Annotated in this window: 24 protein-coding genes; 15 read left to right on the forward strand and 9 right to left on the reverse strand. The window is 75.3% G+C overall.

Annotated features, from left to right (window positions below):
* Positions 1 to 87 precede the first annotated feature (87 nt).
* Positions 88 to 867, reverse strand: coding sequence for a GntR family transcriptional regulator (locus IH80_RS40695; RefSeq protein WP_051809036.1), 780 nt, complete (start codon positions 865 to 867; stop codon positions 88 to 90).
* Between the two features lie 147 nt (positions 868 to 1,014).
* The gene (locus tag IH80_RS0110410; RefSeq protein WP_030959476.1) at positions 1,015 to 2,598 is read right to left on the reverse strand and encodes an IucA/IucC family protein; all 1,584 of its coding nucleotides are present in this window, start codon (positions 2,596 to 2,598) and stop codon (positions 1,015 to 1,017) included.
* Positions 2,599 to 2,728: 130 nt separating this feature from the next.
* Here IH80_RS0110410 and IH80_RS0110415 point away from each other — a divergent pair, with 130 nt between their 5' ends.
* From IH80_RS0110415 to IH80_RS42090, 4 genes are all read left to right on the forward strand, one after another.
* Complete coding sequence (locus IH80_RS0110415; protein ID WP_030959478.1) at positions 2,729 to 4,243, forward strand: IucA/IucC family protein; 1,515 nt, start codon at positions 2,729 to 2,731, stop codon at positions 4,241 to 4,243.
* Positions 4,244 to 4,276: 33 nt separating this feature from the next.
* Positions 4,277 to 4,930 carry a class I SAM-dependent methyltransferase gene (locus IH80_RS0110420; RefSeq protein WP_030959479.1) on the forward strand — a complete coding sequence of 218 codons (654 nt, stop codon included), beginning with the start codon at positions 4,277 to 4,279 and terminating at the stop codon, positions 4,928 to 4,930.
* 499 nt (positions 4,931 to 5,429) lie between these two features.
* On the forward strand, positions 5,430 to 5,828 hold the full coding sequence (locus tag IH80_RS0110425) for a VOC family protein (protein WP_030959480.1): 399 nt from the start codon (positions 5,430 to 5,432) through the stop codon (positions 5,826 to 5,828).
* 98 nt (positions 5,829 to 5,926) lie between these two features.
* Positions 5,927 to 6,454 carry a contact-dependent growth inhibition system immunity protein gene (locus IH80_RS42090; RefSeq protein ID WP_158943399.1) on the forward strand — a complete coding sequence of 176 codons (528 nt, stop codon included), beginning with the start codon at positions 5,927 to 5,929 and terminating at the stop codon, positions 6,452 to 6,454.
* Here the strand turns inward: IH80_RS42090 and IH80_RS0110430 are convergent.
* Positions 6,344 to 7,543, reverse strand: coding sequence for a cytochrome P450 family protein (locus tag IH80_RS0110430; RefSeq protein WP_030959482.1), 1,200 nt, complete (start codon positions 7,541 to 7,543; stop codon positions 6,344 to 6,346). The two genes, IH80_RS42090 and IH80_RS0110430, sit on opposite strands and share 111 nt — an antisense overlap.
* Before the next feature lie 192 nt (positions 7,544 to 7,735).
* Between IH80_RS0110430 and IH80_RS0110435 the strand changes: the two genes are divergently transcribed.
* Both IH80_RS0110435 and IH80_RS40700 read left to right on the forward strand, forming a co-directional pair.
* The gene (locus tag IH80_RS0110435; protein ID WP_051809038.1) at positions 7,736 to 9,280 is read left to right on the forward strand and encodes an FAD-binding oxidoreductase; all 1,545 of its coding nucleotides are present in this window, start codon (positions 7,736 to 7,738) and stop codon (positions 9,278 to 9,280) included.
* 12 nt (positions 9,281 to 9,292) lie between these two features.
* Positions 9,293 to 10,549 (forward strand): trypsin-like peptidase domain-containing protein, encoded by a 1,257-nt coding sequence (locus IH80_RS40700; protein ID WP_078906418.1) that lies wholly within the window; start codon positions 9,293 to 9,295, stop codon positions 10,547 to 10,549.
* Here the strand turns inward: IH80_RS40700 and IH80_RS0110445 are convergent.
* Both IH80_RS0110445 and IH80_RS0110450 read right to left on the reverse strand, forming a co-directional pair.
* Positions 10,503 to 10,895, reverse strand: a complete 393-nt coding sequence (locus IH80_RS0110445) for a hypothetical protein (protein WP_051809041.1) — start codon at positions 10,893 to 10,895, stop codon at positions 10,503 to 10,505. The two genes, IH80_RS40700 and IH80_RS0110445, sit on opposite strands and share 47 nt — an antisense overlap.
* Positions 10,896 to 11,165: 270 nt before the next feature.
* Entirely contained in the window at positions 11,166 to 12,110 is a 945-nt protein-coding gene (locus IH80_RS0110450; protein WP_030959488.1) for an AEC family transporter, read from the reverse strand.
* Positions 12,111 to 12,193: 83 nt separating this feature from the next.
* On the opposite strand from IH80_RS0110450, the gene IH80_RS0110455 reads away from it, so the two are divergent.
* The 4 genes from IH80_RS0110455 to IH80_RS0110470 all read left to right on the forward strand — a co-directional run bounded on the left by IH80_RS0110455 (position 12,194) and on the right by IH80_RS0110470 (position 17,001).
* Complete coding sequence (locus IH80_RS0110455; protein WP_051809043.1) at positions 12,194 to 13,600, forward strand: sensor histidine kinase; 1,407 nt, start codon at positions 12,194 to 12,196, stop codon at positions 13,598 to 13,600.
* On the forward strand, positions 13,597 to 14,277 hold the full coding sequence (locus IH80_RS0110460; RefSeq protein WP_030959491.1) for a response regulator: 681 nt from the start codon (positions 13,597 to 13,599) through the stop codon (positions 14,275 to 14,277). Before IH80_RS0110455 ends, IH80_RS0110460 begins: the two co-directional genes overlap by 4 nt.
* A gap of 394 nt (positions 14,278 to 14,671) precedes the next feature.
* Entirely contained in the window at positions 14,672 to 15,775 is a 1,104-nt protein-coding gene (locus IH80_RS0110465; RefSeq protein WP_030959492.1) for an alpha/beta hydrolase, read from the forward strand.
* Positions 15,772 to 17,001, forward strand: a complete 1,230-nt coding sequence (locus tag IH80_RS0110470; protein ID WP_030959493.1) for an acyltransferase family protein — start codon at positions 15,772 to 15,774, stop codon at positions 16,999 to 17,001. The genes IH80_RS0110465 and IH80_RS0110470 overlap by 4 nt, the downstream gene beginning before the upstream one ends.
* An 88-nt stretch (positions 17,002 to 17,089) precedes the next feature.
* Here IH80_RS0110470 and IH80_RS0110475 read toward each other — a convergent pair whose 3' ends face one another.
* Positions 17,090 to 17,512, reverse strand: coding sequence for a DUF350 domain-containing protein (locus tag IH80_RS0110475; protein ID WP_030959496.1), 423 nt, complete (start codon positions 17,510 to 17,512; stop codon positions 17,090 to 17,092).
* A 94-nt stretch (positions 17,513 to 17,606) separates the two neighbouring features.
* Between IH80_RS0110475 and IH80_RS46840 the strand changes: the two genes are divergently transcribed.
* On the forward strand, positions 17,607 to 19,418 hold the full coding sequence (locus IH80_RS46840; RefSeq protein ID WP_051809046.1) for a GNAT family N-acetyltransferase: 1,812 nt from the start codon (positions 17,607 to 17,609) through the stop codon (positions 19,416 to 19,418).
* Between the two features lie 39 nt (positions 19,419 to 19,457).
* Here the strand turns inward: IH80_RS46840 and IH80_RS0110485 are convergent, their stop codons facing one another.
* Positions 19,458 to 21,521, reverse strand: a complete 2,064-nt coding sequence (locus IH80_RS0110485; RefSeq protein ID WP_030959498.1) for an AMP-binding protein — start codon at positions 21,519 to 21,521, stop codon at positions 19,458 to 19,460.
* A gap of 135 nt (positions 21,522 to 21,656) precedes the next feature.
* Between IH80_RS0110485 and IH80_RS0110490 the strand changes: the two genes are divergently transcribed.
* Positions 21,657 to 23,570, forward strand: coding sequence for an ABC transporter ATP-binding protein (locus tag IH80_RS0110490; RefSeq protein ID WP_030959500.1), 1,914 nt, complete (start codon positions 21,657 to 21,659; stop codon positions 23,568 to 23,570).
* A 7-nt stretch (positions 23,571 to 23,577) separates the two neighbouring features.
* Complete coding sequence (locus tag IH80_RS0110495) at positions 23,578 to 23,964, forward strand: VOC family protein (protein ID WP_030959502.1); 387 nt, start codon at positions 23,578 to 23,580, stop codon at positions 23,962 to 23,964.
* A 78-nt stretch (positions 23,965 to 24,042) separates the two neighbouring features.
* Here IH80_RS0110495 and IH80_RS0110500 read toward each other — a convergent pair whose 3' ends face one another.
* Positions 24,043 to 24,390: a hypothetical protein gene (locus tag IH80_RS0110500; RefSeq protein ID WP_030959504.1), complete on the reverse strand. Its 348-nt coding sequence runs from the start codon at positions 24,388 to 24,390 to the stop codon at positions 24,043 to 24,045.
* Positions 24,391 to 24,630: 240 nt separating this feature from the next.
* Here IH80_RS0110500 and IH80_RS46845 point away from each other — a divergent pair, with 240 nt between their 5' ends.
* On the forward strand, positions 24,631 to 24,759 hold the full coding sequence (locus IH80_RS46845; RefSeq protein ID WP_267883517.1) for a hypothetical protein: 129 nt from the start codon (positions 24,631 to 24,633) through the stop codon (positions 24,757 to 24,759).
* A gap of 85 nt (positions 24,760 to 24,844) precedes the next feature.
* Complete coding sequence (locus IH80_RS0110510) at positions 24,845 to 26,080, forward strand: hypothetical protein (RefSeq protein WP_051809048.1); 1,236 nt, start codon at positions 24,845 to 24,847, stop codon at positions 26,078 to 26,080.
* A gap of 7 nt (positions 26,081 to 26,087) precedes the next feature.
* Here the strand turns inward: IH80_RS0110510 and IH80_RS0110515 are convergent, their stop codons facing one another.
* A complete protein-coding gene (locus IH80_RS0110515) occupies positions 26,088 to 26,822 on the reverse strand; it encodes a FadR/GntR family transcriptional regulator (protein WP_030959509.1) in 735 nt (244 codons plus the stop codon).
* Positions 26,823 to 26,864: the final 42 nt, after the last annotated feature.

Below are 26,864 nucleotides of genomic sequence, written 5' to 3' on the forward strand. Positions count from 1 at the left end.
CCACCTCACGCGGGGACGCGGTGGTGCGGCCGGGCCCGGACCCGTGCGCGGTGTGGCGGGCACCGCGGCACGGGGTACGGACGGGCGCTAACCGATGTGGAACGCGGTGGTGGCGGGGTGACGGCGGTCACGGTGGAAGGTCAGGTGGTCCCAGGTGGGGAAGGCCAGGTCGGTGACGGCCAGCAGGAGACCGGACGGGGCGTGCACGGTGCGGCGCACGGTCAGGCCGCAGGCGGAGGCGGAGGCGGGCGGGCGGGTGGTACGGGTCATGGTGATGGTCTCGGCGACCCGGCCGCCCGCCGCGGCCCGCTCCAGCCAGTCCCGGAGGGGCGTCAGGTCCTGGTCCTGGTCCTGGGCCCGCCCCGCCCGGCTGCGGCACGCAGCGAGTTCGGGGCTGCGGGCGACGGCGTCCGGGCTGAAGTACGTGACGGCGTGCCGGAGCGTCTCACCGGTCCGTCCCCGCTCGCGGTGGTGATGGACCAGGGTGCGGTCCCCGCCGGTCATGCCGAGCGGCACGGCGAGCGAGGGCGGGACGGTGACCACCGTGACCCAGCTACGGGTGAGGGCGGGCGCCGGGGACGCCGGCCCGAAGGCGACCGGGTCGGCCGCGGCGGGAACGACCTCGGCAGTGACGGCGGGGCGGGAGCCGCGGCGCCCGGTCACGACCAGGCCGTCCTCCCGCAGGCGCTGGAGGGCGGCCCTGATGGTCTGCCGGTTGACCTGGTAGCGGGCGGCCAGACTGCGTTCGGAGGGCAGTCTCCCGCCGGGGGTGTGCGCGGCGCGCTCGAGATCGCGGCGCAACGCTGCGGCGATCCGATGGTACTTGGGCATGGCGGCCGGGCCGCCGCCCCGCGAAGGGGAGGGCATGGCTTCTCCTCTGACGGGTGGTCAAGGACTGCGCGGTCTGCCCGACCAACCTAGCATTGGTCTATACCTCTGGGTGAGAGGAGATCGGGGCAGCCCGCCCAGCTTGGCCGGTTCCCCACCCCGGGCCCTGACGGGGACGCCTCCCGCCTACCCGCGCAGGGGGTTCGGCAGCGGACGGTAGCGGGCGTCCGCGCCGTCGGCCCGGGTCCAGCGCAGCAGCAGGTTGGTCTTCGCGGGCAGCGCGGGGGCGGCCAGGAGCGCGGCGATCTCGGGGAGCCCGCGCCGGGCCGCGTAGCGCAGCAACTCCTCCCGTACGGCCGGCCACAGGAGCGGCGAGATGTCCGGATACCGATCGGCCAGCGCGCCCGCGATCCCGGACAGGTTGTTGACCACCAGGCAGTACACCAGGCGCTCCCAGGCATCCGCCCGCGACACGTCCGGCAGGAGCTTGACCCCCTCCGCGTCCCGGAAGAGGGCCTGCACGGGCATGCCCGCCGCGTCGACCGCGACGAGGGTGTTCTGGAGGTGGGCCTCCAGCACGACACCGTGCCGGGCGAAGAGTTCGAGTACCGGTGGCACGACCTGGAGCAGGTACGCCCGCCACCACGCGAGGGGGTCGGCGGCACCCGCCCGGGGGCTCCCGGGAGCGCCCTCGGCGAGCGCGGCGGCGAGCAGCGGGGTGGCCCCGGGCAGGGTGTGGGCGCGCAGTCCGTCCCGGACCAGGACCGCGAGTTCCTCGAACGCGAAGGCGGCGGTGCGGTAGCCGCGGTCGGCGAGCCAGGCCGCGTCCGAGCCGGTCGCGCGCAGTGCGGCGAAGCCGGCCTCGACGGCCGCGTCGGCGCGGCGCAGCGCGAGCAGGTCGTGCCGCCACAGGCGGCGCACGTCGTTGGTGATCCGCACGTCGAGGCTGAACTTCACGAAGAGGTCCGCCGCGGGAGCGGCACCGGGAACGGGAGCAGCACCGGGAACGTGGACGGTCCGGATGGACGCGGTGGGCCAGACCGGCCGCCGGCTCTCGCCCAGCCGCAGGAGTCGCCGGTCGGCGAACGCCTCGCGCACCGCGGGCCGGTCCGCCACCAGGTCGAGCTGCCAGGGGTGGGCGGGCAGCAGCCGGTAGCCCGCGGGCGGGCGCGGCCCGTCGAGGAGGCCGGCGAGGGAGTCGATCGCCTCGGCGACCGCCCGCCCGCCCTCCTCGGCGCCCTGGTCCTCGCGCACGCCCAGGAAAACCAGCGGGAAGCGGGCGTGTGCCTCGGGCGCGTACGGCAGCCAGCTGCCGGCCGGCGCACCGCCGCGGGCCTTGGGGGCGGGGTGGTGCGGGTGGCCCGTCACCAGGGACTGCTCGGAGAGCATGTACGGGTCCGCCGGGGGCTCGGCGGCGGCGCGGGCGGCCAGCAGCGCGACGAGCGCGTCGCGGCTGTCGGTGATCTCGACGGGGAGTTCGTCGTTGGTGACACCGGTGAACCGGCCGAGCTCGTCGGAGACGAGTTTGACCAGTTCGGTGTGGCTGAGGGGGTGCCAGCCGTTGGCGGTCCGCAGTTCGGGGCGCTCCGGCCGGCGGCCGCCGCGCACCCGGAGCAGCCGCCCGCTGCCCCGCAGCCGGTGGACGGCCGACCCGGCGGGGCCGTCCGGCCCCGCCGGGTCGGCCGCCTCCCGGAGCAGGCAGTTCAGGAGCGGGGCTGCGGCGTACGCGTCTGCGGCGGCGTTGAGGTCCACTGGTTCCATTCGGTCCATCCGGTGGGCAGGAGGTCCGCGGGGGGAACCACCAGCCGTGATCGTCGGTATCCGCAATGATTACTTGATCATCCCGTGAAGCCACATTCGAAGCGGAACTCGAAGCGACATTCCGAAGGCGGAGCCCAGCATGCACCTTCCCCCCTCCGCGGCCGAAGAAGCCGTCGCCGCCGGACTGGCCGCCGTACGGCCCGCGCTCGCCACCCCGTACACCGCCGCGCTGACCGGATCCCGGGCGGCCGTGCTCACCCGGCTGTGGCGGGCCCTGGCCGTCGAACCCCTGCCGTGGGTCGTGGGCCGGGAGGCGACGCCGGACGGTCTGGCGCTGCTGCTGGCGGGCGGCGGGCGGCTGGAGGGCCCGCCCGCGGACCCGTACGCGACGCGGCCCTACGTGGACGAACTGCTGCTCGACGGGCGGGCCCATCGCCGGGCCGGGCAGCTCGTCAGGGCCCTCGGGGTCCCGCACGGGGAGGACTTCGCCGTCGAGCTGGACGCCAGTACGGCCTCTCTCGCCCTCTCCCGCGCCGGACAGCCGCCCGCCGGGGAGGACCACCCGGCGCGGGCCGCGTGGGAGTGGGAGCAGCGGGTGGTCGACGGCCATCCGTACCACCCCAACTGCCGTTCCCGGCCCGGTTTCTCGGTCGCCGAGGAGCTGGCGTACGCGCCCGAGCACCGGCCCGTGGTGGAACTCGGCCTGGTCTCCGTACGCGCGGAGGAGTGCCTGGTCACCGGCGACTGGCCGGCGCGGCTGCGTGACGCCGGGCGGATCCTGGTCCCCGTGCACCCGTGGCAGGCGGCGCACGTGCTCAAGCACGATCGGGTGCGGACCGGTTTCGCGGCGCACCCGCTGATGGCCCTGCGCACGCTGGCGCCCGACGACGGCGGCGCGCACGTGAAGACCGCGCTCAGCGCCCGGCTGACCTCCTCCGTCCGGGACATCTCGGTCTACTCCATCGAGACCGCGGCGGCCGTGTCCGCCTTCGCCCAGGGCCTCGCCGAGCGGCTCGACGGGCGGCTGCACATCACCCGCACCCTGGGCGCCGCCACCGCGCACAGCCCGGACCTCGCGGCCGTGCTGCGCGAGCCGCCGGAGGTGTACGCGGACGCCGCCGCCGGTGAGCGGGTGCTGCCGGTGGCCGCGCTGGCCTCGTACCCGCCGGCCCGTTCGGCGGCCTGGCGGACGCGGTTCGCCCGCCTCGCCCTGGGGGTGTGCCTGCGGGTACTGGAGCTCGGGGTGGCCCTGGAGGCCCACGGGCAGAACCTCCTGGTCGTCCTCTCCCCCGCCGGCGAGCCGCTGCGGCTGGTCTACCGCGACCTCGCCGACATCCGGATCAGCCCGGCCCGGCTGCGGGCGCACGGGCTGCCGGTGCCGCCGCTGTCGGGCAGGCTGGTCACGGACGACGTGACGGTCCTGCGCCGCAAGCTCTTCGGGTCCCTGCTGACGGGCGCGCTCGGCGCCACCGCGGGCTCGTCCGGAGCCTTCGCCGAAGCCCTCGCGGAGGTGACCGCCCTGCCGTCCACCGCCGACACCGAGGCCCTGCTGACGGGCCGGCTGCCCACGAAGGCGCTCACCCTCATGCGGCTGAGCCCGGGCGTCCCGGGCGACCAGTGGGCGGAGCTGCCCAATCCGCTGGCCGGAGGATGATCCGGAGCGCCGGGCGGGCTACTGTTCAGGGGCATGACAGCTTCCTCGTACCTGCACTCCGTCCGTGCGTCCTACGACGCCGTCGCCGTCGACTGTGCGCGGCTGCTGGGCACGGATCTGGCCGGGAAGCCGCTGGACCGGGCCATGCTGGGCGCCTTCGCCGAGTGCGTGCGCGGAGAACAGGGCGGTCCCGGCCGGGCGGTGGCCGACCTGGGCTGCGGGCCGGGCCGGGTGACGGCGCATCTGGACGGCCTCGGCGTACGGACCTTCGGGGTGGACCTGTCCCCGGCCATGGTGGCGGTGGCCCGCCGTACGTATCCGGGGCTGCGGTTCGAGGTGGGGTCGATGGCCGCGCTGGACGTGGCCGACGGAGTGCTGGGCGGGGTCCTCGCCTGGTACTCGACCGTGCACACGCCGCCGTCGGAACTGCCCGGCGTGTTCGCGGAGTTCGCCCGGGTGCTGGCGCCGGGCGGTCACGCCCTGGTCGCCTTCGAGGCCGGGGACGAACGGGTCCGGCTGGACCACGCGTACGGGCACCCCGTGGACCTCGACGTGTACCGGATACCGCCCGACCGGATCGCCGCCCTGCTGGCCGGGGCCGGACTGGCCGAGGCGGCCCGCCTGCTCCGCGGGCCGACCCCGCACGAGGGCTCGCAGCAGGGCTTCCTGCTGGCCCGCAAGGGCTGACGGCGTACCGGGCCGGGCCACCGCCCGGTCGGGCGGCTCGGGGATCGGCCGGGCGGGGGGCCTCAGGACGGGTGGGTGAGCGAACCCAGCGGGCGGCAGGGGGCGAGCACGTTCCCGGCGCCGGGTCGTTCGACGGAGGCCCTGGCCTCGGCGGTTCGCCGACGGCCAAGATCAGCCTCGTCGGCGTACCGGGCGTCGTACCGGGCCCGGGGGAGGTCCCCAGGTGTCGTCGAGGAGACTGAGGCTGGTGGTGTCGGCGCTGCGCTGGAACTCCGCTTTCATGACGCCTGTTGGAGTGCGGTCCGGATCGCGGCGGGATCGATGCGGGTGACCAGGACGCCGGGGGTGTCGGGTTCCCGGGTCGGCATGGGGGCCTGAGGGGGGCGGTGATACCCCGGTGTCGAGGCGGCCGAGGTGGTCGAGGCTCGCGTTCGTGGCGTCCCCGGACATCGTCTGCATCTCCCCGTGCAGCCAGAACTCGTTCCGTAGACTGACCGGCATGGCATGCCGCATCAGTGAGCTGGTCCTGGACTGTGCCGAGCCGGAACGGCTCGCCGAGTTCTGGAGCAAGGTCCTCGGCTACGTCGAACTCGGCCGCGAGGACGACGGCAGCATCGAGATCGGGCCGCCCGACGCGGGCTTCGGCGGCCCGCAGCCCACGCTCGTCCTGAGCCCCGGAGGCGCCCCGCGGACCGGCAAGCTGCGCCTGCACATCGACGTCAACGCCACCGACCGGGACCAGGCCGCCGAGCTGGAACGACTGCTCGCCCTCGGCGCCCGGCCCGTCGACATCGGCCAGGACGGCACGGAGGACTGGCACGTCCTGTCCGACCCGGAGGGCAACGAGTTCTGTCTCCTCCGCCGCCGCCTCGAACCGCTGGCCCCACCGACCCCCTGAGGACGTGGGGCGGCCCGACCGTCCGTGAGCCGTACGGCTGGGAGCGGCCCTCCACCTCCACGCGAACCGGGCCGACAAGGGCACCCACGGACCGTCCGCTGCACCTCGACCGCACGCTCGGCGAGCTCGCCCCGCCGCGCCGGGAGGCCGCGCCCGCCGACGCGACCCGGCTGGCCCGCACGGTGCACGGCCTGCGCCGGGTCCCGCTCGGCGCAGTGCGGCCCGCCGACCTGCGCCCCGTCCCCGCGCAGCAGGGGGCGCTCCCGTTCGTCCTCCTCGCGGTGCGCCTGTCGGCCGAACAACCGCTGCTGGACGGCTCCTTCTCCGCGGGGGACCTGCTGCTCGCGAGCGTCACGGTCACCGAGGGGGCCCGGGCGGCCCGCTCCCGGAGCTGGAGGCGGCGGCTGCGCGGCGTCGCCGCGGGGCTGCCCGGGGCGGCGGTACGGGAACTGCCGCGTGGGAGTGACGCGGACCCGGCACGCTCCGCCGCGCGGGGCTGGTTCCGCCGCGCGGGGTCACCAGCGCAGGGGGAGCTTCGTCACGCCGCGCATCAGGGTGCCCGGGAGCCAGTCGGGCGGTCCCGCGTCCGGATCCTCGGCCAGGGTGGGGAAACGTTCCAGCAGTGAGCGGACGGCAATGCGGCCCTCCAGCCGGGCGAGCGGCGCGCCGAGGCAGTGGTGGATGCCGTGGCCGAAGGCCAGATGGCCCGGGCCGGTGCGGCGGATGTCGAACTCCTCCGGCCCGGGGCCCGGCCCGGTGAAGCGCGCCGGATCACGGTCGGCCGCGGCGAGGGCGACCATGACGGAGGACCCGGCCTCGATGGGGACACCGCCCAGTTCCAGATCGGTGTCGGCGAAGCGGTACGTGGCGTGCTGCACCGGGCCGTCGTAGCGCAGCATCTCCTCCACCGCACCGCCGATCAGCCCGTCGGGGTCGGCGCGCAGCGCGGCGAGCTGGTCCGGGTGCCCGAGCAGGGCCCGTACGCCGTTGCCGATCAGGTTGACGGTGGTCTCGTGGCCCGCGACCAGCAGCAGGAAGGCCATCCCGATCAGTTCGTCCGGGGAGAGCCGGTCGCCGTCCTCGTCCCGGGTGCGGATGAGTGCGCTGAGCAGGTCGTCGCCCCGTGCCCCGGCCTTGGCCGCGACGAGTTCGGAGAGGTACGCGGTCATCTCCTGCAGGACCCGGGGGTCCGCGCCGACGCCGTCGAGGGGGGCGACGATCTCGCCCGACCAGTAGCGGAACCGGGCCCGGTCCAGGTCGGGCACGCCCAGCAGCTCGCAGATCAGGGTCATGGGCAGTGGTACGGCGAAGGAGCGGATCAGGTCGGCCCGGCGTTCGGGCAGGGCCTCCATCGCGTCCAGCAGTCCGTCGGTGATCTGCTGCACGCGGGGGCGCAGGGCCTCGACGCGGCGGGTGGTGAACTCGCGGGCCACCAGGCGCCGTAGCCGGGTGTGGTGCGGCGGGTCCGTGTCCAGCATGTTCCTGGCGACGGCGTGGACCTGCGTGACCTCGTACGGCTCCGATCCGAGCCAGTTCTTCGACAGGCCCGGGTGGCTGAGGGCCTCTCTGGCCTCCTGGTGGCCGACGACGAGCCATGCGCGTTCGCCGCCCAGCACCAGCCGGTGGACGGGGCCGGAGGCGCGCAGGGCCTCGTAGAAGGGATACGGGTCGGCGTTGAACTCCTCGGCGTGCGCGGTGAGATCCACAAGAGTCATGGGGGCAGCGTACGGCGGCGGTTCGCCGGGCGGGGGCCGGTTCGGGCGTGGTCGCGGGGCCGGATGCCCGCCGCCGCGGTCCTTCCACAGGACGAGTCGAACCCCTTGGGCAATGCGCCGTTCGGGGGTCAGCGCGGTGCGCGTGGGACCCGCCTGCACGGGGATCCGGAGGGACGGTGGCAGGAAGGAGGTATGAGCCTCGATCGGCGCCAGGTCCTCGGCGGTGCGGCCGCGGCCGTCCTCGCCACCGTCGGCGCGGCGGCCCGGGGCCCGGACTACGGCGCGCTGGCACGCGGGATCGACGGGCGGCTGGTGCTTCCCGGGGACCGCGACCACCCGGAGGCCGGGAGGCTGTTCCAGCCCCGCTACGACGCCGTCGTGCCGGCCGCGGTCGCCTATCCCGCGCATGCGGGGGACGTCGCCGTCTGCCTGGACTTCGCCCGGCGCGAAGCCGTGGCCGTGGTGCCCCGCGGCGGCGGGCACAGCTACGCCGGCTGGTCCACGCGGGCCGGCGCCCTGGTCCTCGACACCGGGGCGATGGCCGCGGTGACGGTCGAGGGGGACGGCGTCCGTATCGGCGCGGGCGCCCGGCTCGGTGACGTGCACGCTGCCCTCGCCGGGCGGGGCCTGTCCGTCCCTACCGGGCTGTGTCCCTCCGTCGGCATCGCGGGCCTCACGCTGGGCGGCGGGCTCGGCCTGGCCTCGCGGGCGTACGGCACCACCGCGGACCGGCTGACCGGGGCGCAGGCGGTCACCGCCGACGGGACCGTCCGAGAGGTCTCCGCCGACCGGGACCCCGATCTCTTCTGGGCCCTGCGCGGCGGTGGCGGCGGCAACTTCGGTGTGGTGACCGAGTTCCGCTTCCGGACGCACACGGTCGGCGACTGCGCCTTCGCCGAACTGCACTGGCCGGCCGCCGGTTCTGCGGACGTCCTGCGCGGCTGGCAGCGCTGGCTGACCGGGCTGCCGGACCCGTTCTGGAGCCAGGTGGAGTTCACCGTCGAGGCCGGCCCCGGACCCGGGCGTTTCCCCGGGCCCGGCGACACGGCCGCCACGGTGCCTTCGCTCCGGGTGGTGTGCCTCGACGGGCGCCCGGAACTGGAACGGCAGTTGACACGGCTGTCCGACCTGGTCGGCGCCGCGCCCCGGGACAGCTGGATCGTCGTACGCAGCCACGGCGACACCCTGCGGGCCATGTCCGGGTGCCTGGACCTGAGCGCCGCGGAGTGCCGGCTGCCGGGCACGCTGCCGGGCCGGGACCCGCGGGGACGGCTCGGCAGGGACTCCTACGCCGCCCGCTCCGACTTCTGGGCCGGTGCGGGACTGCCGGACGCGGCGATCGACGCCGTCCTGGACGCCGTCCGGCGGTACGGGGCCGAGGCTCCCCGGGGCGGGCTCGGCGTGGTGCAGTTCGACGGGGTCTGCGGCGGTGCCGTCAACCGGGTCGCGGCCGGCGACACCGCCTTCGTGCACCGCGACAGCGCCTTCCTCGGCCAGTACCTCGTCCACTGGCCCGAATCCGCGCCGGCCGCCGACGTGGCCCGGCACGAGGCCTGGCTCGACGGGCTGTGGCAGGACCTGCGTCCCTGGGCGAGCGGCCGCGCGTACCAGAACTACATCGACCCGAAGCTCAGCGGCTGGCGCGAGGCCTATTACGGCCCGAACCTCGCCCGGCTGGAGGAGGTCCGGCGTACCCACGATCCGGACCGGCTCTTCCGTTTCCCCCAAGCCGTTTAGGGAGTGTCCGGCATGCGACGTACGTTGACGGTGGCCGCGGCGGCGGCCGCCCTGCTGGTGTCCGCGGGGCCGCTGCCCGTGGCCGAGGCGGGGGGCGCGGTTCCGGTGGCCGCGGGCCGCTGGGGCACGCGCGAGGCGGAGTCCTTCTGGACGCCCGAGCGGATGGCCTCGGCCCGCCCGCTGCCGCCCGGCCCTCCGGAGCGGCGGGCCGCGGCACCGCAGGACCCGGTCGCCCCGGTACCGCCCGTCGATCCCGTGGCCCCCGTGGATCCCTTGGATCCCCCAGATCCCTGGGCACCCGTACCACCTCTCCCGCCGCCGGACGAGGCGGGTGAGCCGGGAGGAACCGGCGGGCCGGACGAGCCGGACGAGCCGGTCCGCCCCGTGGACCCGGGCCCGGACGCGACTCCTTCCCCGTCCGCCGCCCCCACCGCACCGACGCCCACGCCCACGCCCACGCCGACGCCCGTCACCCTCCCGACGCCGGTCACCCTCCCGGCGCCCGCCCCCGTACGTCCGGCCCTCCCCCGGATTCCCGCCGCCGGCCCCGGCGTCGGGCAGGACTTCGGCGGTCTCCCGGTCGTCGGCCGGATGTTCCTCGTCAAGGGCGGCGGCTCCTACTTCTGCACCGCGAGCGTGGTCGCCTCCCCCGGCCGCAACCTCATCATCAGCGCCGCCCACTGCCTGACCGGCGCGGACACCCAGCAGGTGGCCTTCGTACCGCAGTACACGCGGGCCAAGCCGCGGCCGTTCGGCATGTTCCCGGTCCTGCGCACCGCGGCCGGACGCTCCAAGATCTGGATCGACCAGCGCTACCGCACCCAGGGCGTGAACCGCGCGGCCGCCCTCGACGTGGCCTTCGCGCAGGTCGGGCCCGGCCCGAAGGGGTTCCGCGTCCAGGACGTGGTGGGCGGCAACCGACTGGTCACCGGAGCCGGTTATGCACACGCGCGGGCCACGCTGATCGGGCACCCGTCCGCCGCCGCACGGCCGCGCCTGTGCGTGAACCGGACGACGAAGTACACCAGCACCGACTCCCGGATCCCGGGCTCGTTCCTGCGCATCGCCTGCACCGGCTACCCGGGCGGCACCAGCGGGGGCCCGTTCCTGCTCCGCCTGGACGGCCGCACCGGGACCGGCGACGTGGTGGGCGTGATCGGCGGCTGGAAGACGGGCGGGGACAAGCCCGACGTCTCCTACAGCTCGTACTTCGGCGCGGACATCAGAAAGTTGTACGAGAAGGCGGTTGCCGGGGCGAAGGCGCCGTGAGGGCCCGTACCCACCGGGTCCGGCGCGGGTTGCCCACCGTCCGCGGGGTCGCCGGGAGCCCGTCGCCGGTCAGCGGCTCGGCGGGGGCGAGGCCGAGGCGGCGGCGCAGGTCGGCCAGGGCCGCGTGGACGGGCGCCAGGACGACCTCGGCGCCCGGGGCCGCGGTCGCGAGGGCGTAAGCGGTGGTCTCGATCGCCTCCGCGGCGTCCTCGGCGGCGGTCCGGCTCCACCCTCCGGGTGCTCCGGGCCCCCAGGGTGCGACGGTGTCGTAGAGGTGGCAGGCGGCATCGGCCGCGGCGTCGGCCCGTTCCCCGACGCCCGGCGCCGCGATGGTCGGCAGTTCCATGCCGGTTCAACGAGCCGGTCCCGCCCGGGGGTACGTGAGCGTTGATGCGGGTCCCCGCGTCCGGCTCTGCCGTCCGCCCGACCAGGGCCGTGCGGCTCCGACGTCGGCCACGCCGGGGGCAGGAACGGGACGCGCACGGACCTGCGACCGGCCCCGGCGGGGTGGTCGTCCTGACGCTGCCGCTCGGAAACGGTCGCACGGCGGCGGCCACGGCGGCGCCAGACGCCGACGTCGGCCCGCCGGGCCGGCGCCCGCCGAGGGGGCGGCTGCTCAGGTGGCGACCGTCTGCAGCCAGAGCGGCAGCAGCAGCAGCGAGACGAGCGAGGTCTTGATCACGACCGCGGCGGAGAGGTCGACGCCGACGTCGTAGCGCTGGGCGAAGATGAACAGGTTCTGCGGGGTCGGCATCGCGGCGATCAGCACGAGGTACGCCAGCCAGTCGCCCCGCACACCGAAGAACAGCCCGCACACCACCCAGGTCAGCAGCGGGAACACCAGGCACTTGAAGCCGATGAGGGCCACCTCCTCGCGCGTGGTGCCCCGCAGGTGGAGGCCGACGCCGCCGAGGTGGAGGCCGAGGGCGAACAGGGCCACCGGCGAGGCGCTGTCGCCGACGAAGGCGGCTCCGTCCAGGACGACGGCGGGGACCCGCACCGAGAGCAGGTTGAGCAGGATCCCCGCGTTGCAGGCGAGGACCAGCGGAGTGACGAGCGAGGCCCCGACCGCCCGGGACAGGCGCCGGCCCCGGCCGCCGCCGGGGCCGGCGCGGCCCAGCTCCATGAGGGCGATGACGACCAGGGAGAGCACGCAGACCTGGAAGAGCAGGATCGGGAAGATCGGCGCGGCCGTCCCGAAGACGGTGATGAACACGGGGACGGCGAAGTAGGCGGTGTTCACCTGGACTCCGGCCATCACGCGCAGTGCCACCTCGCGGGGCTCCCGCAGGCCCCGGGCGACCGCCGCCACGGCGACGACGGCCACGGCGACCGCCGCGGCCGCGGCGTATCCGCCGATCGCCCGCCGGTCGAACAGGGCCGCGAGGTCGCTGGCGTAGATGTTGCCGAAGAGGTAGCAGGGCACGGCGAAGAGGAACGCGTAGTCGGAGAAGGCCTTGGAGGCCTCGGCCGGAACCACCTTGCGGCGTGCGAGGAGGACCCCGCCGCCGAAGGCCAGCAGCACCGGCACCAGCTTCTCCAGCGCGGCCGCCCCGCCCATGCGAACATCTCCCCCATGATCGACTGGTGTGCACCCTACCCCTGGGCCCGTGCGGGCCCGGCGGAGCATAGGCTGGTGCGATCATGAGCGACGAAGCCCGCGAACGGACCGGAGGACGGACCCCGGCCAAGGGCGCCGCCCGCACGGCCGGCACCCCGCAGCCCCGCCCCCCGGCACAGCTCGCCGCGGCCCTGCGCACTCCCGCCGCTGCGGCCCAGCCCCTGTTCGCCCAGGCTCCCAAGGCCTGGCAGCGGGCGCTCCCGTACGTCGTGGTCGGCCTCTTCGTGGTCTCCCTGCTGCCGACGACCATCGCGGTGCTGGCAGACGACTACGGGATGGACGGCGGCTGGTCGGGGTCGCTCGGGGTGGCGCAGACCGTGCCGCTGCTCCTGGCGGTGACGCGGCCGGTGCCCGCGTGGCTGCTCGTCACGGTCGCGAACACCGTCGGGGCGATCCTGCTGACCCAGGCCGACAAGGTGGCCGGACACCCCTGGCCGTGGACGCCGATGGTCATCGTAGGCAACCTGGTGCTGATGGCCTGCCTGGGGCTGCGCGAGTCCGTCCGGACCCTGGTCGCGGTGTGGCTGGTGACCGGCGCGCTCGGTGCGGTGCTGGGCTTCTTCCAGCCCGCGGACACCATGAACACCGCCGCTCTGCTCTTCGTGCTCGGTGGCGTCGTGCTGGCCCTGACGGGCGCGCTGCGAGGGCTGGGCGACGCCCGTCAGCGGATCGCCGAGCAGGAGAGCATCAGCGAGGCCGAGCGGTCCCGGCGCACCCTGCTGGAGGAACGCGCCCGCATCGCGCGCGAGTTGCACGACGTGGTGGCCCACCACATGTCGGTGATCACCGTGCAGGCCGATTCCGCGCCCTACCGGCTGCCGGGCATGCCGGAGCCGGTGCGGGAGGAGTTCGCGGCGATCGCGGCCAGTGCCCGGGAGTCCCTCGGCGAGATGCGGCGGCTGCTGACCGTCCTGCGGGCCCCGGACGGAGCGGGTGACGGCGCGGGCGACGGCGGTGCCGGTGGCGTACGGGCTCCGCAGCCGGGGATCGGCCGGCTCCAGCAACTGGTGGAGGCGACCGTACGGGCCGGGCAGCCGGTGGTGCTGTCGCTGGCGGCCGACGCCGCGGAGGCCGCGCCGCCCGCGGTGGACCTGTCGGCGTACCGGATCGTGCAGGAGGCGCTCGCCAACGTGGTGCGGCACGCTCCGGGCGCACCCACCCGGGTCTCGGTGACGGTCGACGACGACGAGGTGCTGGTCCTGGTCGTGAACGGTCCGGCGGCCCGGGACGCGGTGGTGGAGCCGGACGGTCCGGGCACGGGGCACGGTCTCGTGGGGATGCGGGAGCGCGTACGGTTGACCGGCGGAACGCTGGACACCGGGCCGCTGCCCGACGGGGGGTTCCGGGTCGCCGCGCGCCTGCCGCTGGACTCCGGCGGCGCGGCCGGCGATCCGCACGGCACGAACGACACCAACGAGGAGCGCAGTTGACCATCCGCGTGGTCATCGTCGACGACCAGGCCATGGTGCGGGCGGGATTCGCCGCGCTGCTGTCCGCGCAGGCCGACATCGACGTGGTGGGCGAGGCGCCCGACGGGCGCCAGGGGGTGCAGGTGGCCCGCTCCACGCATCCCGACGTGGTGCTGATGGACGTACGGATGCCCGAGATGGACGGGCTGACGGCGGCCCGGGAGATCCTCGGCCCGCCGCCCGGCGTGGTGCACCGGCCTCGGGTGCTGATGCTGACCACCTTCGACATCGACGACTACGTGTACGAGGCGCTGCGCGCCGGGGCATCGGGCTTCCTGCTCAAGGACGCCCCTCCGGCGGACCTGATCGCTGCGGTGCGGGTCGTCGCCTCGGGCGAGGCGCTGCTGGCACCTTCGGTGACGCGGCGCCTGATCGCGGACTTCGTCCAGCAGCGGCCGGCGCCGCGCAAGGACCCGGCGCTGCGGCTGAACGGTCTGACGCCGCGCGAGACCGAGGTGCTGGAGCTGATCGCGCGCGGGCTGTCGAACCAGGAGATCGCGGCCCATCTGGTGCTGGCGGAGCAGACGGTGAAGACGCACCTAGGGCGGGTGCTGGCCAAACTCGACCTGCGGGACCGGGCCCAGGCCGTCATCTTCGCCTACGAGGCCGGGCTGGTACGCCCGGGCGACACCGCCTGAGCCGACGGACCGGCCAGGGGCGGCCGGTCCGGACCGCAGCGGCGGTGGTCGGCGGAAGGCCGGCGGGAGCGTCCGCCGGGCCGGCGCCGCGCAGCAGCACCCCCGGCCGTCGGCCGCGGTCCGGCCGGACGTCGGCCCGGCGGAGCAGAGCTCCGGTATCGAGGTCGACGAGCAGGTACTCCTCGACGCCACTCGTCGTAGCAGCGGGATCCGTACGCGGTCAGGGCGGTCCGGTGGCCCCGCGGCGGCATTTCCCCTCGGCGGGCTCACGGATGACGGGGGTCCTCCTCCACCCCCTACCGGGGTATGACACCGGACTTGGCTCCACGGTCCGACGTCCGCGGTGGTGCCGTCTTCCTACCTTCCCCCTCGTCACGAGGAGAGGAGAAGGGGCATGCGCCGCTTCGGAAGGACGCTGGTCACGGCCGCGCTGGCGGTGGCCGTCGTCGGGGGGACCGCCGGATGGGCCTCGAGCGGGAGCCAGGCGGCCGTCACCGGGCCGCCGCCGGGGACCGCGGCCTGGCGGGCCGACACGGCGTACGGCCGGACGCTGCCCGATCCGGCGACGGCGGAGCCGTCCGAGGTGGCCCGGTTCTTCGCCGGGCTGGACGACGCGCACCGCGCGGCGCTCGTACGGTCCCACCCGCTGGTGGTGGGCAACCTCGACGGGGCGCCCCTGCCCCTGCGGTATGAGGCCAACCGGCTCGCCGTCGCCGCCACGGGTGAGGCGCGGTACGCGTCCCTGGCCGCGCCGGACCGGCGGATCCTGGCCTTCGACCCGCGCGGCCGGGGCCAGGTCGCCGAGGTCTTCGGGGACCTGGAGCACGCCGCGCACGTGGCGGTGATCGTGCCCGGCAACGACAACGACGCCGCCTCGTACGACTCCCGGCGCACGCCGCACTCCGGCCCGGCCGGAATGGCCCGGGCGCTGCGCGCGGCGACCGGCGGCCCGGCGGCCGAAGGCGCCGTGGCCGGTGGGCCGGTGGCCGCGGGCCCGGCGCCCGGCGAGCCGGTGGCCGTCATCGCGTGGACCGGGTACACCACTCCGGTCGGCGTCGGCCTCGATGCCGCCGACGGTCGGCTGGCCGCGGCCGGGGCGACCCGCCTGGCGCGCTTCACCGCCGGCCTCGACGCGGCCGGCGCGGCCGACCCGGTGCTGTTCTGCCACAGCTACGGCTCCGTGGTCTGCGGACTGGCGGCCCGGCACACCGACGCGACCGACCTCGTCGCTCTCGGGTCTCCCGGCATGCGGGCGGACACCGCGGACGGCCTGCGCACCGGGGCGCGCGTCTGGGCCGCCCGGGGCCCCTCGGACTGGATCGCGGACGTCCCGAACGTCAGCTTCGCCGGGCTCGGTCACGGCGCCGACCCCACTTCCGCGGCGTTCGGCGCCCGCCGGGTGCCCGCCGCCGACGTACGGGGCCACACGGGCTACTTCGCCCCCGGTACGCAGTCCCTCGCGGCGTTCGCCGCGATCGCGAAGGGAGAGGCCCGATGAGCGCGTCCACCGTCCTGGCCCCGCTGCGCGAAGCCGCCGAGCGGATCGACCGGCGGACTCCCGCCCATCGCGACCGGGCGGTCGACGGGCTGCGCGCGCTGGCGCTGCTGGCCGTACCGACCGGCCACTGGCTGCTCGGCGGCTTCACGCTCGACGCCGACGGCGGTCTGCACAACGCCAGTCCGCTGTCGTCCCTCGGCGCCCTGGCACCGGCCGGCTGGGTGCTCCAGATGCTGGGCGTCTTCTTCCTCGTCGGCGGCTACGCCTCGGCGCTCTCCTACCGGCGCCGGCCGGGGTCGGCGGGCGCGTGGCTGAAGGGCCGGGTCGTACGCCTCGGGCGGCCCGTGCTCGGGGTGACGGCGGTGTGGGCGCTGGCCGCGCCGGTGCTGCACGCGGCCGGGGTGCCGGAGGCGTCGCTGCGGACCGGCGCGAAGCTGGTCGTCCAGCCGTTGTGGTTCGTCGGGGTGTACGTGGTGGTCACCGCCCTGACCCCGTACTGCGTGCGGGCCGCGCGGCGGTTCGGCGGCTGGGCGGCGGCCCCGCTGCTCGCCTCGGTCGCGGTGGTGGACCTCCTGCGCTACGGGCCGCTCGCGGAGTCCGTGCCGTCCTGGCTGGCGCTGCTGAACATCCTGCCGGGCTGGCTGTTCGCGTACCAGCTGGGCGTGGCCTGGGGCGAGCGCCGGATCGGCCGCCGCGGGGCCTGGCTGCTGCTGGCCGGCGGGGCGCTGCTGTTCGCGGCGCTGCTGGTGGTGTTCCACTATCCGGCGTCGATGGTGGGGGTGCCGGGTGCGGCCCGGACCAACTCTCACCCGCCGTCGCTGCTGGTGCTCGCCCTGGCCGCGGCGCAGTCGGGTGCGGCGATCCTGCTGCGGGACCGGCTGGCGCGGCTGCTGGACCGGCCGGCGCTGTGGGCCCCGGTGGTGGTGATCAACCTGTGCGCGATGACGATCCTGTGCTGGCACCAGACGGCCATGCTGGCCGCGGCCGTGCCCGCCTCGTTCGCGGGTGGGGTGGCCGGGCTGACGACCGCACCCGACAGCCTGGCCTGGGTCGCGGCGCGGGTGGCGTGGATGCCGGTGTTCGCGGCGCTGCTGGTGGGGATCGCCCGGTACGCGCGGCGGTTCGAGGCACCGCCGGTGGAGGGCCGCCGGGCGGGAGCGGTGCGGCGTGCGGTGGCGGGGCTGCTGGCGGTGGGCTTCGGGGCGTTCGCCCTGGGCCTGGCATAGCCCGTGGTGCCCGCGGAGGGGCCGGGTACGCCGAGAGCGCCGCTCCCCTGACGGAGCGGCGCTCTCGGCGCGTACGGGTGCCGGTGCGTCAGGCGATCGAGGCGGCGACGATGGCGGCGACGGCGAGGTTGCAGGCGCAGGAGACCCAGACCGCCGGGTGGGGCTGCGGGTCGACCACTATGGCGCCGAGCTTGCCCGGCGTCACCAGGTCGAGCACCAGGAAGGCCAGTGCCATCAGGATCAGGCCGAGGAGCCCGAAGGCCGCCGTCGACGCCAGGCCCTTGCCGAAGTCGTCGTAGGTGGTCCAGATCGAGGTGAAGACGATGCCGCCGATGCCCAGGAGAGCGGAGCTGAGGAAGAGGGCCGCATTGCGGTTGCGCTCCTCCCAGATCTGCTTCGGGAGCTTCCCGGGCGTCAGCACGTCCACGAGGACGATGCCGAGGATCAGCAGGACCAGGCCCAGGGCGCCGTAGGCGCTGGTGCGGCCAAGTCCGTTGATGATGTCGCTCATTGAGAAGCCTGTCTCCGATGGGTGGGAAAATACCTGCCGTGGGGAGGCCGAATCTATCGCACGGCCCTCCCGCAGACCATGGGGAGGTCGGCGAATGGTAGAGGTCAGGGCCGCGCGGGCGGCCGAGGCGGAGGCCCTGACCGGGCTGGTGATGCGGTCCAAGGCGCACTGGGGGTACGACGCCGGATTCCTGGCCGCGTGCGCTGCGGAACTGCGGATCCGGCCCGACGAGGTGACGGCGCGCAGGATCGTGGTCGCCGAGGACCCGCAGGGGGCGGTCCTCGGGGTCGCCTCCCTGGAGGGCGCCGCCCCGCTGGCGACGCTGGGGCTGCTCTTCGTGGAACCCGCCGCCATCGGGACGGGCGTGGGACGGCTCCTGTACCGGGACGTGCTGCGGCGGGCCGTGGAGCAGGGGGTGCGCAGGCTGGTCATCGACTCGGATCCGCACGCGGCCGGCTTCTACCGGGCGATGGGCGCGGTCGCGGTGCCGCCAGCCGGGCGGAGCGCGACGCCCGGGCCGGCCGCGACGGCGGCCGGGCGGCCGGGGTCCCTGGTGCGGTTCGAGGCGGCCCCGGCCCCGCTCGCCGGCTGGGCACGTGCCTGGACGGGCGGCGGGCGGGCCGTGCACGTCGGGAACGTCGCCGAGTTCAACGCGCAGTTCGCCGACTCCTCCCTCGACCGGGAGCAGGCAGCCGCGCACCACTACTCCTGCCTGGCCGCCTTCTACAGCCCCCTCCCGTCCGCCCTGGTCCTGCCCCGGGCAGTGCCCGGCGGCTGGACCGACCTGGTCTGCCGGCAGCTGGGCTGGACCGGGGTGGAGGTGTACGACGGCCTGGTGGAGCGGGGGTCCGGGCTCGCCGACGCGGTACGGGCCCGGCCGGCGCTCGCCGCGCGGCTGACAGGGGCCGGGGAGCCGCTCGTACCGTGGGGGCTCACCCGGCCGTTCGGTCTGCTGACGGGGCGTCCGTGGCGGCCCGGGGAGCTGCGCTACGAGTCGAAGGCCGCGGCGCACGGCCTGTTCGAGCGGATCCTGGCGGGCGGCGGGCATCCCGGGGTCGTGCTCCCCTCGCAGGTACGGGCCGCCACCCGGTGGGCGGCCGCGCGGCTGCTGGCCGCACGGGCGCGGGCGGGGAAGGCCACCGTTCTGAAATCGGAGCACGGGGTCGGGGGTTCGGGCACCACCGTGGTCACGGCCGGACAGGTCCGGGCCGAGGGCGGCGCCCGCGCCGTCCTGCGGCGGCTGCCGCGGGGGCCGCTGCTGGTGGAGGAGTTCGTCGAGGGGCCGACGGATCCGGGGGCCGTCCGGGACCTGACGTACGACGGTTTCGTGGACCGGGGCGGTGCGGTGCACGAGGTCGGCGCGGCGCTGATGGACGTGACGGAGGGTGCCTACCGGGGGGCCACGGTGGGCCCCGGAGCGGTGCCGGAGTGGGCGGAGGAGCCGCTGCTCGCCTTCGGTGCGGCGGTGGGCCGGGAGCTGGCGGCGTCCGGCTACCGGGGCTGGTTCGACGTGGACTTCGTCGTGGACGCCGAGGGGCGACTCGCGCCGACCGAGACGAACCTGCGGCTGACCGGGCCGGCGATCGCCTTCATGGTGGCGGCCCGGCTCGACGCGCTGCGGGGCGCGGGTCACCTCGTACGGATCGCCGACCGGGTGGAGCTCGGCGCGCGGCTGCCCGAGGCGCAGGCGGACGAGCTGTGCGCGGACCTGGCCCGGGCGTGCGCGGAGATCGGGGCGGTGTTCGTGCCCGCGATCCCGACGGGCGCCTTCGATCCGGCGCCCTGGCTGGGGGTCCTGGTGGCCGCGCACAGCCCGGAGACCCTGGACGCGGCCGAGGCCCTGGTCCGGTCCCGGGCGGCGGCTGTCGGCGCCCTGTTCGACGCCCCGTCGGCCGCCGAACGCTGACCGGACCGCCGGGTGCGGTACCCCGGTGAGGGGGTCGGGTCAGGTCCTGTCCTCGTAGTCGAAGGGCGAGTCCGGCCTGCGGGCCAGGTGGACGGCCACGATGAGGCCCGCGATCATCAGGGGGATGTTGAAGGCGTAGACGAGGAGGGCCTGGAGGGGCCAGTCCTGTTTGGCCGCCAGCCGGTAGGCGTTGTCCTGCGGCCACCAGGCGAGCAGCAGGTAGCTCGCGGCGAGGTGGACGGCCCTGATGCGGCCCGGGGGCCGGCCGCGTTCCCGGCGCGCCATCAGCCGGTATCCGGTGAACAGGAACGCGAGGCCCGCTCCGAAGGACAGGCTTTCGGCGAGGTAGAGCAGGAAGAACAGGGCCGCCCACGGGCCGGGCACGGCGGAGAGATCGGTGGAGCCGGGCCACACGACGTCGGTCAGGGCGAAGGCGAGGAAGGAGAGGACGACGGTCAGGCAGCCGGCGGCGATGACGCGCCCGCCGTCCGGGTCGCCGGTGCCGGCGGCAGCCCGGGCGAACTTGCTCCCGTGGACGGCGGGCCGCTCGGAGACGGGTTGCGTGGGCAGCGGCAGGGCCGAGCGGTCCTCCTGGCCGCCCCGCCCCCGCGGCAGGGCCCGGAGCCGGACGAGGATGGTCGGCGACTGCTCCTTCAGGACGGTACCGGACAGGTGGTTGCGCAGGCCGTGGATCTCGGGCAGCGGCACGGAGGCGTCCCAGGCCGGGTCGCCGGGCGGCGGGGCCACGTAGGCGACGAGCCGCTGCTCCCCGTCCTTGTCGACCGCCGCGACGAGGGCGGCGCCGATGCCCGGGTGGGTGCGGATCGCCGACTCGACGGAGTGGGGGTCGAAGGAGCCGCCCCGGACGGAGATCCGGTCCCGGAGCCGGCCCGCGTACTCCAGCAGGCCGTCGGGACGGAGCACGCCGAGGTCGCCGGTGGGTATCGCGTCACCGCCGCCGGGCGGGGTGAGGTGTATCTCCCCGCCCCGCACGTGGACCTGGCATCCGGCGAAGGGGGTGCCGAGCAGGCAGAGCCGTTCCGGTTCGGCGACGGGCGCGGGCAGGTCGCGGAGTTCGAAGCAGGTGCCCGATCCGGCGGTCTCGGTGAGGCCGTAGACGTCGAGGATCCGTACGCCGGGACGCAACCGGGTGTGCAGGGCGTCCAGTTCGTCGAGGTGGAGGCGGTCGCCGGTGACGGTGGCCAGCCGCAGCGAGCGCAACGGCCGGGGGCCGGTCCTGCGGTCGGCCGCGGCGGCGGGCCGGGGGCCGTCGACCACCAGCGCGGCGATACCGGCGGGATCGGTGTGCAGGACGGTGACCTTCTGGGCCTCGACGGCCGTGCGGATCTGGTGCGGGTGCCCGGTGCGCCAGGAGGCGTCCGGGGGCAGGACGAGGGCGCCGCCGGTGCACAGGACCCGGGTCCAGCCGGCGGCGAAGGCGGTGACGTCCGGGCGGGCGGTGATGAGGTGCCGGTCCTGCGGGGTCGGCCGGGCCAGCTCGGTCCATCCCGCGTGGGCGGCGAGCAGCACGGCGTGGCCGACGGGCACGGGGCGCGGTCGGGCGCTCGCCGTGAACAGGACGGCCGCGCCGCCGGCGACCGGCGTGGGGCGGCCGTCCGCCGCCTCCGCGAGGTCCGGTGCGTAGCCGGGCCGGGCGGCGATCTCGGTGGCGTCGTCGTCGGTCCGGATCGTGCGCAGGCCCGTCGCGGTGTCGAGGGCGGCCCGGTGGGGCGAGTGGGTGAGCAGGGCGAAGGGGTCCAAGGGCTGGAGCGCGGCGAGCTGTTGCCGGCCGGTGCGGGGCGTCTCGGCGTCGACGACGGCGTAGACCCCGCCGGCTTTGAGGACGGCGAGGACACCGACGAGGCGTTCGTCGTGCCGGGTGGTGCCGATGGCGACGAGGCCGCCGGGTGGCAGGCCTCGGGCCAGCAGGTGGTGCGCCAGCCGGTTGGCGCGGGCGTCGAGCACCCCGTACGGGAGCTGGTACTTCGGCGCGGCGATGAGGGCGGGGGCCTCGGGCGTGTCCCGCGCCCAGCGTTCGAAGTGGAGCAGGACGGTATCGGTGGTGTCCTCGGTGAACCGGACGGACTCGGATCCCTGCGTCATGGACCGATGATGCCACCGGGCACCGACACCGGAGGAGCCCCGAAGTCACCTTCCGTCGACCGCAGTTGCTCCGGTCGAGGGGTCCGGAGCCGAATCCTTGACCTCAAGCTTGGTCGAGGTCCTAGCGTTCGGGTCATGGACATGGAAGTCACCGCTTGGACATCGCTGCACAGCGCGATCAACGCCCAGCAGGACCGTCGCCCGCTCTCCCGCGCGGGTCTGCGCCGCGTGGCCGCCTTCGCCCGCCCGCACCGCCGCGGGCTCGTCTCCTTCCTGCTGCTGAGCGTGGTGACCGCCCTGCTGGCGGTGGCCACGCCGGTGCTCGCCAGCCGGGTCGTCACCGCCATCGTGGACGGCCGGGACGGCGGGGTGGTGACCCGGCTCGCCCTGCTGATCGCGCTGATCGCGCTCGCGGAGGCCGGACTCGGGCTGCTGGCCCGCCGGCTCTCCGCCACGCTCGGCGAGGGGCTGATCCTGGATCTGCGGACGGCGGTCTTCGACCACGTGCAGCGGATGCCGGTCGCCTTCTTCACCCGGACCCGAACCGGCGCCCTCGTCAGCCGCCTCAACAACGACGTCATCGGCGCGCAGCGGGCCTTCGCCAACACCCTGTCGGGAGTGGTCGCGAACACCGTGACGCTGTTGCTGACCCTCACGGTGATGCTGAGCATCTCCTGGCAGATCACGCTGCTGGCGCTGGTGCTGCTGCCCGTGTTCGTCCTGCCGGCCCGCCGGATGGGTGCGCGGATGGCGGCGATGCAACGGGAGGCCTCGGCGCTGAACGCCGCGATGGGCACGCAGATGACCGAGCGGTTCTCGGCTCCGGGCGCGACGCTGGTCAAGCTGTTCGGGCGGCCCGCCGACGAGTCCGCGGAGTTCGCGGTCCGGGCGGCGCGCGTACGGGACATCGGGATCCGTACGGCGATGGCCCAGTCGGCCTTCATCACGGCCCTCACCCTGGTCTCGGCGCTGGCCCTCGCTCTGGTCTACGGCCTCGGCGGTTACTACGCGCTGCGCGGGACCCTGGACGCCGGTTCCGTCGTCGCCCTGGCCCTGCTCCTGACCCGGCTGTACGCCCCGCTGACCGCGCTCGCCGGGGCCCGCGTCGAGGTGATGAGCGCGATGGTGAGCTTCGAGCGGGTCTTCGAGATCCTCGACCTGCAGCCCCTCATCGCGCAGAAGCCGGACGCCCGCCGGGTGCCGGAGGGGCCGGTGACCGTGGAGTTCGACCGGGTGTCCTTCGGCTACCCGGCCGCCGACAAGGTCTCGCTCGCCTCCCTGGAGGAGGTCGCCGCCCTCGATGCCCGGGGCGGTACGCAGGTCCTGCACGAGGTGTCCTTCCGCGCCGAACCGGGGCAGATGATCGCCCTGGTGGGCTCGTCCGGCGCCGGCAAGTCGACCATCGCGCAGTTGCTGCCGCGGCTGTACGACGCCGACGCCGGCGCGGTCCGGCTCGGCGGGATCGACGTACGCGACCTGACCGCCGACTCGATCCGCGAGACGCTCGGCATGGTCACCCAGGACGGACACCTCTTCCACGAGTCGGTCCGGGCGAACCTGCTGCTGGCCCGGCCGGAAGCCACCGAGGAGGAGATCTGGGAGGCCCTGCGCCGGTCCCGGCTGGACGGTCTGGTCGCCTCGCTGCCGGACGGTCTGGACACGGTGGTCGGGGAGCGCGGCTACCGGCTGTCGGGCGGCGAGCGGCAGCGGCTGACGATCGCCCGGCTGCTGCTGGCCCGGCAACGGGTCGTGGTCCTCGACGAGGCCACCGCGCACCTGGACTCGACCTCGGAGGCGGCGGTGCAGGAGGCCCTGGGCGAGGCCCTGGCGGGCCGGACGGCGGTGGTGATCGCGCACCGGCTGTCGACGGTGCAGGCGGCGGACCTGATCCTGGTGGTCGAGGACGGCCGGATCGTGGAACGGGGCACGCACACCGCTCTGCTGGCGGCGGGCGGCCGCTACGAGGAGCTGTACCGCACGCAGTTCGCCCCGGCGGACACGCCCGCCGGTACGGAATCCGACGGCGTGGCACCGGTGCGGGGCTCATGATGCTGTGATGGACATCAAACTGGAACTCGTCGCCGTCCCCGTCACCGATGTGGACCGGGCCAAGGCCTTCTACGAGAAGCTCGGCTTCAACGCCGACCACGACGTCACCGTCAGCGAGGACATCCGCTTCGTGCAGCTGACCCCGCCGGGGTCGGCCTGCTCGATCGCGATCGGCCGGGGCCTCACCCGGATGACCCCGGGATCCCTCGACAACATGCAGGTCGTCGTGACCGACATCGAGGAGGCGTACGAGGACCTGCGCGGCCGGGGGGTCGAGGTGACGGAGATCCAGGACCTGCCGTGGGGCTCCTTCGTCTACTTCTCGGACCCGGACGGCAACGGCTGGGCGGTCCAGCAGACGACGCCGCGCACATCGGCGGAACCCGCCGCGTGACGTCCGGCGGCTTCGGCCGCCGGCGCGCGGGGGGCGCCGCGCGGTGCGGGGAGCACCGTGCGGCGGCGTCCCTGGGGCTCAGGCCTCCGCTGCGGCGTGGTGGTGGTCGAGCTCCCAGGCGTGGTGCTTGAACTCGTGGCGGAAGTCGTCGTGGTCCTCCCACTGGCGGGCGATGCCGCGCAGCACGTCCCAGTTGTGCTCCACGGACTGGTCGATGACGCGGCGCGTTGCCGGTTCGGCGGATTCCCGCTTCTCGATGAGGCCCTTGACGGCCGAGGCCTCCAGGACGGAGTTGCGCAGTGCGCGCAGCGCACGGGAGGTGTCGTCCATCGCGAAGCCGTGCTCGCTGCCCGTCGCCTCGTCGAACAGCGGGGTGAGCCGCGCCTCGATGAAAGCGGTGATCCGCTCGAAGTGCTGCACGTCCATCGGGGGCTCCCTCTCCTGCCGGACCACCAGGTGCCCCGGCGTCTCCACTGCTTCTGCCGTTCGCGGTCATTATGCCGAAGTGACCTCCCCGTGACGCATTTTGAAGATCCACTACGCGGCGGGCCGCGCTCGCGCGCGTCCTGTTGCGAGGACTCCCGGGCGCCAAGGGGGCCATGGGGCGCGATGCGGCGGGCGCGGTCCACGCAGCCGGCTCTGGTGGGCGACACGGTCGGACGCGCGATGGCTCCGCCCGGACGGCTGTTCCCGGTAGTGGAGTTCACGGTCCAGGACGACCTGATCCCCGGAATCGACGTCGTGGCGGAGCGGGACCGCCTCGCCGGGACGGAGCCGGCCGGGCTCGACGCCTGAGCCCGCCGCCCGCGCAAGCGGCCGTAGCGATTCCGTGCCGCGGCCGCCCCTTCTGGGCCCGGCACGGCGATCCCATACTGGCGCCGTGACCGACTTCGTCAAGCACCTGCCCGAGGCGTCGACACCCGAGGGCGCGGTCCGGTTCTGGGACACCGACGACGCCCGGCGCTGGCTCGGCGCGCGGGTCCCGGCCGCCTTCGCACCCGTCGCCGGAGCCCGGCTCCTCGGCCTCCTCCTCGCCCTCTCCCTCGTACTGACCGCCTGGAACGGCACGCGGGCCGCCGACCAGGGCGGCGGCCTGCGCGGTTACGCCTTCGTCGTCCTGCTGGCCGCCCTGCCCGTGTGGTTCCGGTACCTGCCCGCGGCCGTCGTCGCCTCCGCTCCCCTCCTCGCCGCGGACGCCGCCCTCGCCGCGACCCGCGTCCCGAGCGCCGCGGGCAGGACCGGCCGGACCCTGGCCGTCGTCGGCTGTGCGTGGGCGTTCACCGGGGCGTTGCTGCGCCTGCGCGCCCGCCGCCGCCAGCGCCGGCTGTCCCTCGACGCGGCCGGACCGGCCCGGTTCGCGCTGCCGTCCCCGCTCCCGGCGGCACACCGGCGCCGCGGGCTGGCGGGCATCGTGCTCGGCTCCCTGTGCTGCGCCGCGGGGGCCCGGGTCCTCGTGGAGACGGACGCGGGCCCGGACCCGTACGCCCCGTCCGGCCCGTGGGTGTTCGCCGGCGCCCTGCTGGTCGCCGGTTCGGCGCTGCTCGGCCGGGGCGTGGGCCGCCGCCTGGCGGCGCGGCGCCTGCACGCCGGGCCGCAGCCCGCGCTGCTGGTGGGCGTACGGTCCGCCCCGTCGGGCCACGTCTGGCTGTACCCGGACGCCGTCGGCCGCACGGGTACGCCGCTCATCGCGTACTCGGCGCTGTCCCGGAACTCCCGCGCCGGGCAGCGGCTGCTGCTGACGGCCACCGAGCACACCCTGCGCACCACGCACCGCGACGTCCACCGCGGTACCGAACCGGTCGAGGCAGTCCTGTACGGGCCCGTGTACGAGGGGGCCGAAGTCGTCGTCGAATGCGCCGTATACGAGGGCGACACCCGGCTCGTGGCGCACGTCACCGCCGCCCCGCTGCTCGCGCGCCGCCGCCACGGGCTGCGCCCCTGGAGCCCGTCGGACCATTCGTTCCGACGCACCGTGCGGGAGCAGGAGCGGCGCGACCGGGAACGGCGGGCGGAGGAGGAACGGCGGCGCAAGGAGTCCCGGGGCTCCGACACCCCGGCGGGCGGCTGCGGAGGCGGCTGCGGTGGTGGGGGGTGCGGCGGCTGCGGCTGCGGGTGACCGCGGCTCAGGGGGCCAGGAGGACGTCCAGTTCCTCCAGCGCGCCCACCGCAATCCGCCGGGTCAGCGCCTCGGCGCGGGCGGCGTCCCCCTCGCGCACCACCTCAGCCACCTGGACGTGCAGGGTGACGGCGGCGGGGTCGGGGTCGTGGAACATCACCTCGTGTTCGGTACGCCCCGTCAGGACCTCGGCGACGACGTCCCCGAGCCGGGCGAACATCTCGTTCCCGGAGGCGTTCAGCACGACCCGGTGGAAGGCGATGTCGTGGTGCAGGTAGTCCTCGAGCCGGTGGCCGCGCGAGGTGCGGACCATGCCGAGGGCCGCGGCGGTGAGGTCGGCGCAGTGCTGCGGCGTGGCCAGGGTCGCGGCGAGCCCGGCCGCCACCGGTTCGACGGCGGAACGCAGCACGGTGAGGGAGCGCAGCTGCCGGGGCCGGTCGGGGCCGGCCAGCCGCCAGCGGATCACCCGCGGGTCGTAGACGTTCCACGCGCCGGTCGGCCGCACCGTGACGCCGACCCGGCGGCGGGACTCGACCAGGTGCATCGACTCCAGGACCCGGACGACCTCGCGGACCACCGTGCGCGAGGCGTCGAAGCGTTCGGCGATCTCGTCCGTGCGCAGGACGCTGCCCGGCGGATACTCCCCGGCGGCGATCGCGAGGCCGATGGTGTCCAGTACGTGGGAGTGGAGCCCCTGGCCGGCGGTGCTTGCGGTACCGCCTCCGGCGCCTTCGGTGGTCATGGCGCAAGGGTACGGTGACGCCTCCTCGGGTAAAAGATGTGA

It is taken from the genome of Streptomyces sp. NRRL S-378 (assembly GCF_000720645.1).
Classification (GTDB): Bacteria; Actinomycetota; Actinomycetes; order Streptomycetales; family Streptomycetaceae; genus Streptomyces.

What these genes read in the sequence shown, in the direction of transcription:
- IH80_RS0110465 (WP_030959492.1), top strand. Translation starts at nt 14,672, where the DNA reads ATGCGCCGCTTCGGAAGGACGCTGGTCACGGCCGCGCTGGCGGTGGCC.
- IH80_RS0110485 (WP_030959498.1), bottom strand. Translation starts at nt 21,521, where the DNA reads ATGACGCAGGGATCCGAGTCCGTCCGGTTCACCGAGGACACCACCGAT.
- IH80_RS0110475 (WP_030959496.1), bottom strand. Translation starts at nt 17,512, where the DNA reads ATGAGCGACATCATCAACGGACTTGGCCGCACCAGCGCCTACGGCGCC.
- IH80_RS0110500 (WP_030959504.1), bottom strand. Translation starts at nt 24,390, where the DNA reads ATGGACGTGCAGCACTTCGAGCGGATCACCGCTTTCATCGAGGCGCGG.
- IH80_RS0110415 (WP_030959478.1), top strand. Translation starts at nt 2,729, where the DNA reads ATGCACCTTCCCCCCTCCGCGGCCGAAGAAGCCGTCGCCGCCGGACTG.
- IH80_RS0110420 (WP_030959479.1), top strand. Translation starts at nt 4,277, where the DNA reads ATGACAGCTTCCTCGTACCTGCACTCCGTCCGTGCGTCCTACGACGCC.
- IH80_RS46845 (WP_267883517.1), top strand. Translation starts at nt 24,631, where the DNA reads ATGGCTCCGCCCGGACGGCTGTTCCCGGTAGTGGAGTTCACGGTCCAG.
- IH80_RS40695 (WP_051809036.1), bottom strand. Translation starts at nt 867, where the DNA reads ATGCCCTCCCCTTCGCGGGGCGGCGGCCCGGCCGCCATGCCCAAGTAC.
- IH80_RS0110445 (WP_051809041.1), bottom strand. Translation starts at nt 10,895, where the DNA reads ATGGAACTGCCGACCATCGCGGCGCCGGGCGTCGGGGAACGGGCCGAC.
- IH80_RS0110435 (WP_051809038.1), top strand. Translation starts at nt 7,736, where the DNA reads ATGAGCCTCGATCGGCGCCAGGTCCTCGGCGGTGCGGCCGCGGCCGTC.
- IH80_RS0110430 (WP_030959482.1), bottom strand. Translation starts at nt 7,543, where the DNA reads ATGACTCTTGTGGATCTCACCGCGCACGCCGAGGAGTTCAACGCCGAC.
- IH80_RS0110410 (WP_030959476.1), bottom strand. Translation starts at nt 2,598, where the DNA reads ATGGACCGAATGGAACCAGTGGACCTCAACGCCGCCGCAGACGCGTAC.
- IH80_RS0110470 (WP_030959493.1), top strand. Translation starts at nt 15,772, where the DNA reads ATGAGCGCGTCCACCGTCCTGGCCCCGCTGCGCGAAGCCGCCGAGCGG.
- IH80_RS0110490 (WP_030959500.1), top strand. Translation starts at nt 21,657, where the DNA reads ATGGACATGGAAGTCACCGCTTGGACATCGCTGCACAGCGCGATCAAC.
- IH80_RS46840 (WP_051809046.1), top strand. Translation starts at nt 17,607, where the DNA reads ATGGTAGAGGTCAGGGCCGCGCGGGCGGCCGAGGCGGAGGCCCTGACC.
- IH80_RS0110515 (WP_030959509.1), bottom strand. Translation starts at nt 26,822, where the DNA reads ATGACCACCGAAGGCGCCGGAGGCGGTACCGCAAGCACCGCCGGCCAG.
- IH80_RS0110450 (WP_030959488.1), bottom strand. Translation starts at nt 12,110, where the DNA reads ATGGGCGGGGCGGCCGCGCTGGAGAAGCTGGTGCCGGTGCTGCTGGCC.
- IH80_RS0110495 (WP_030959502.1), top strand. Translation starts at nt 23,578, where the DNA reads ATGGACATCAAACTGGAACTCGTCGCCGTCCCCGTCACCGATGTGGAC.
- IH80_RS0110425 (WP_030959480.1), top strand. Translation starts at nt 5,430, where the DNA reads ATGGCATGCCGCATCAGTGAGCTGGTCCTGGACTGTGCCGAGCCGGAA.
- IH80_RS40700 (WP_078906418.1), top strand. Translation starts at nt 9,293, where the DNA reads ATGCGACGTACGTTGACGGTGGCCGCGGCGGCGGCCGCCCTGCTGGTG.
- IH80_RS0110455 (WP_051809043.1), top strand. Translation starts at nt 12,194, where the DNA reads ATGAGCGACGAAGCCCGCGAACGGACCGGAGGACGGACCCCGGCCAAG.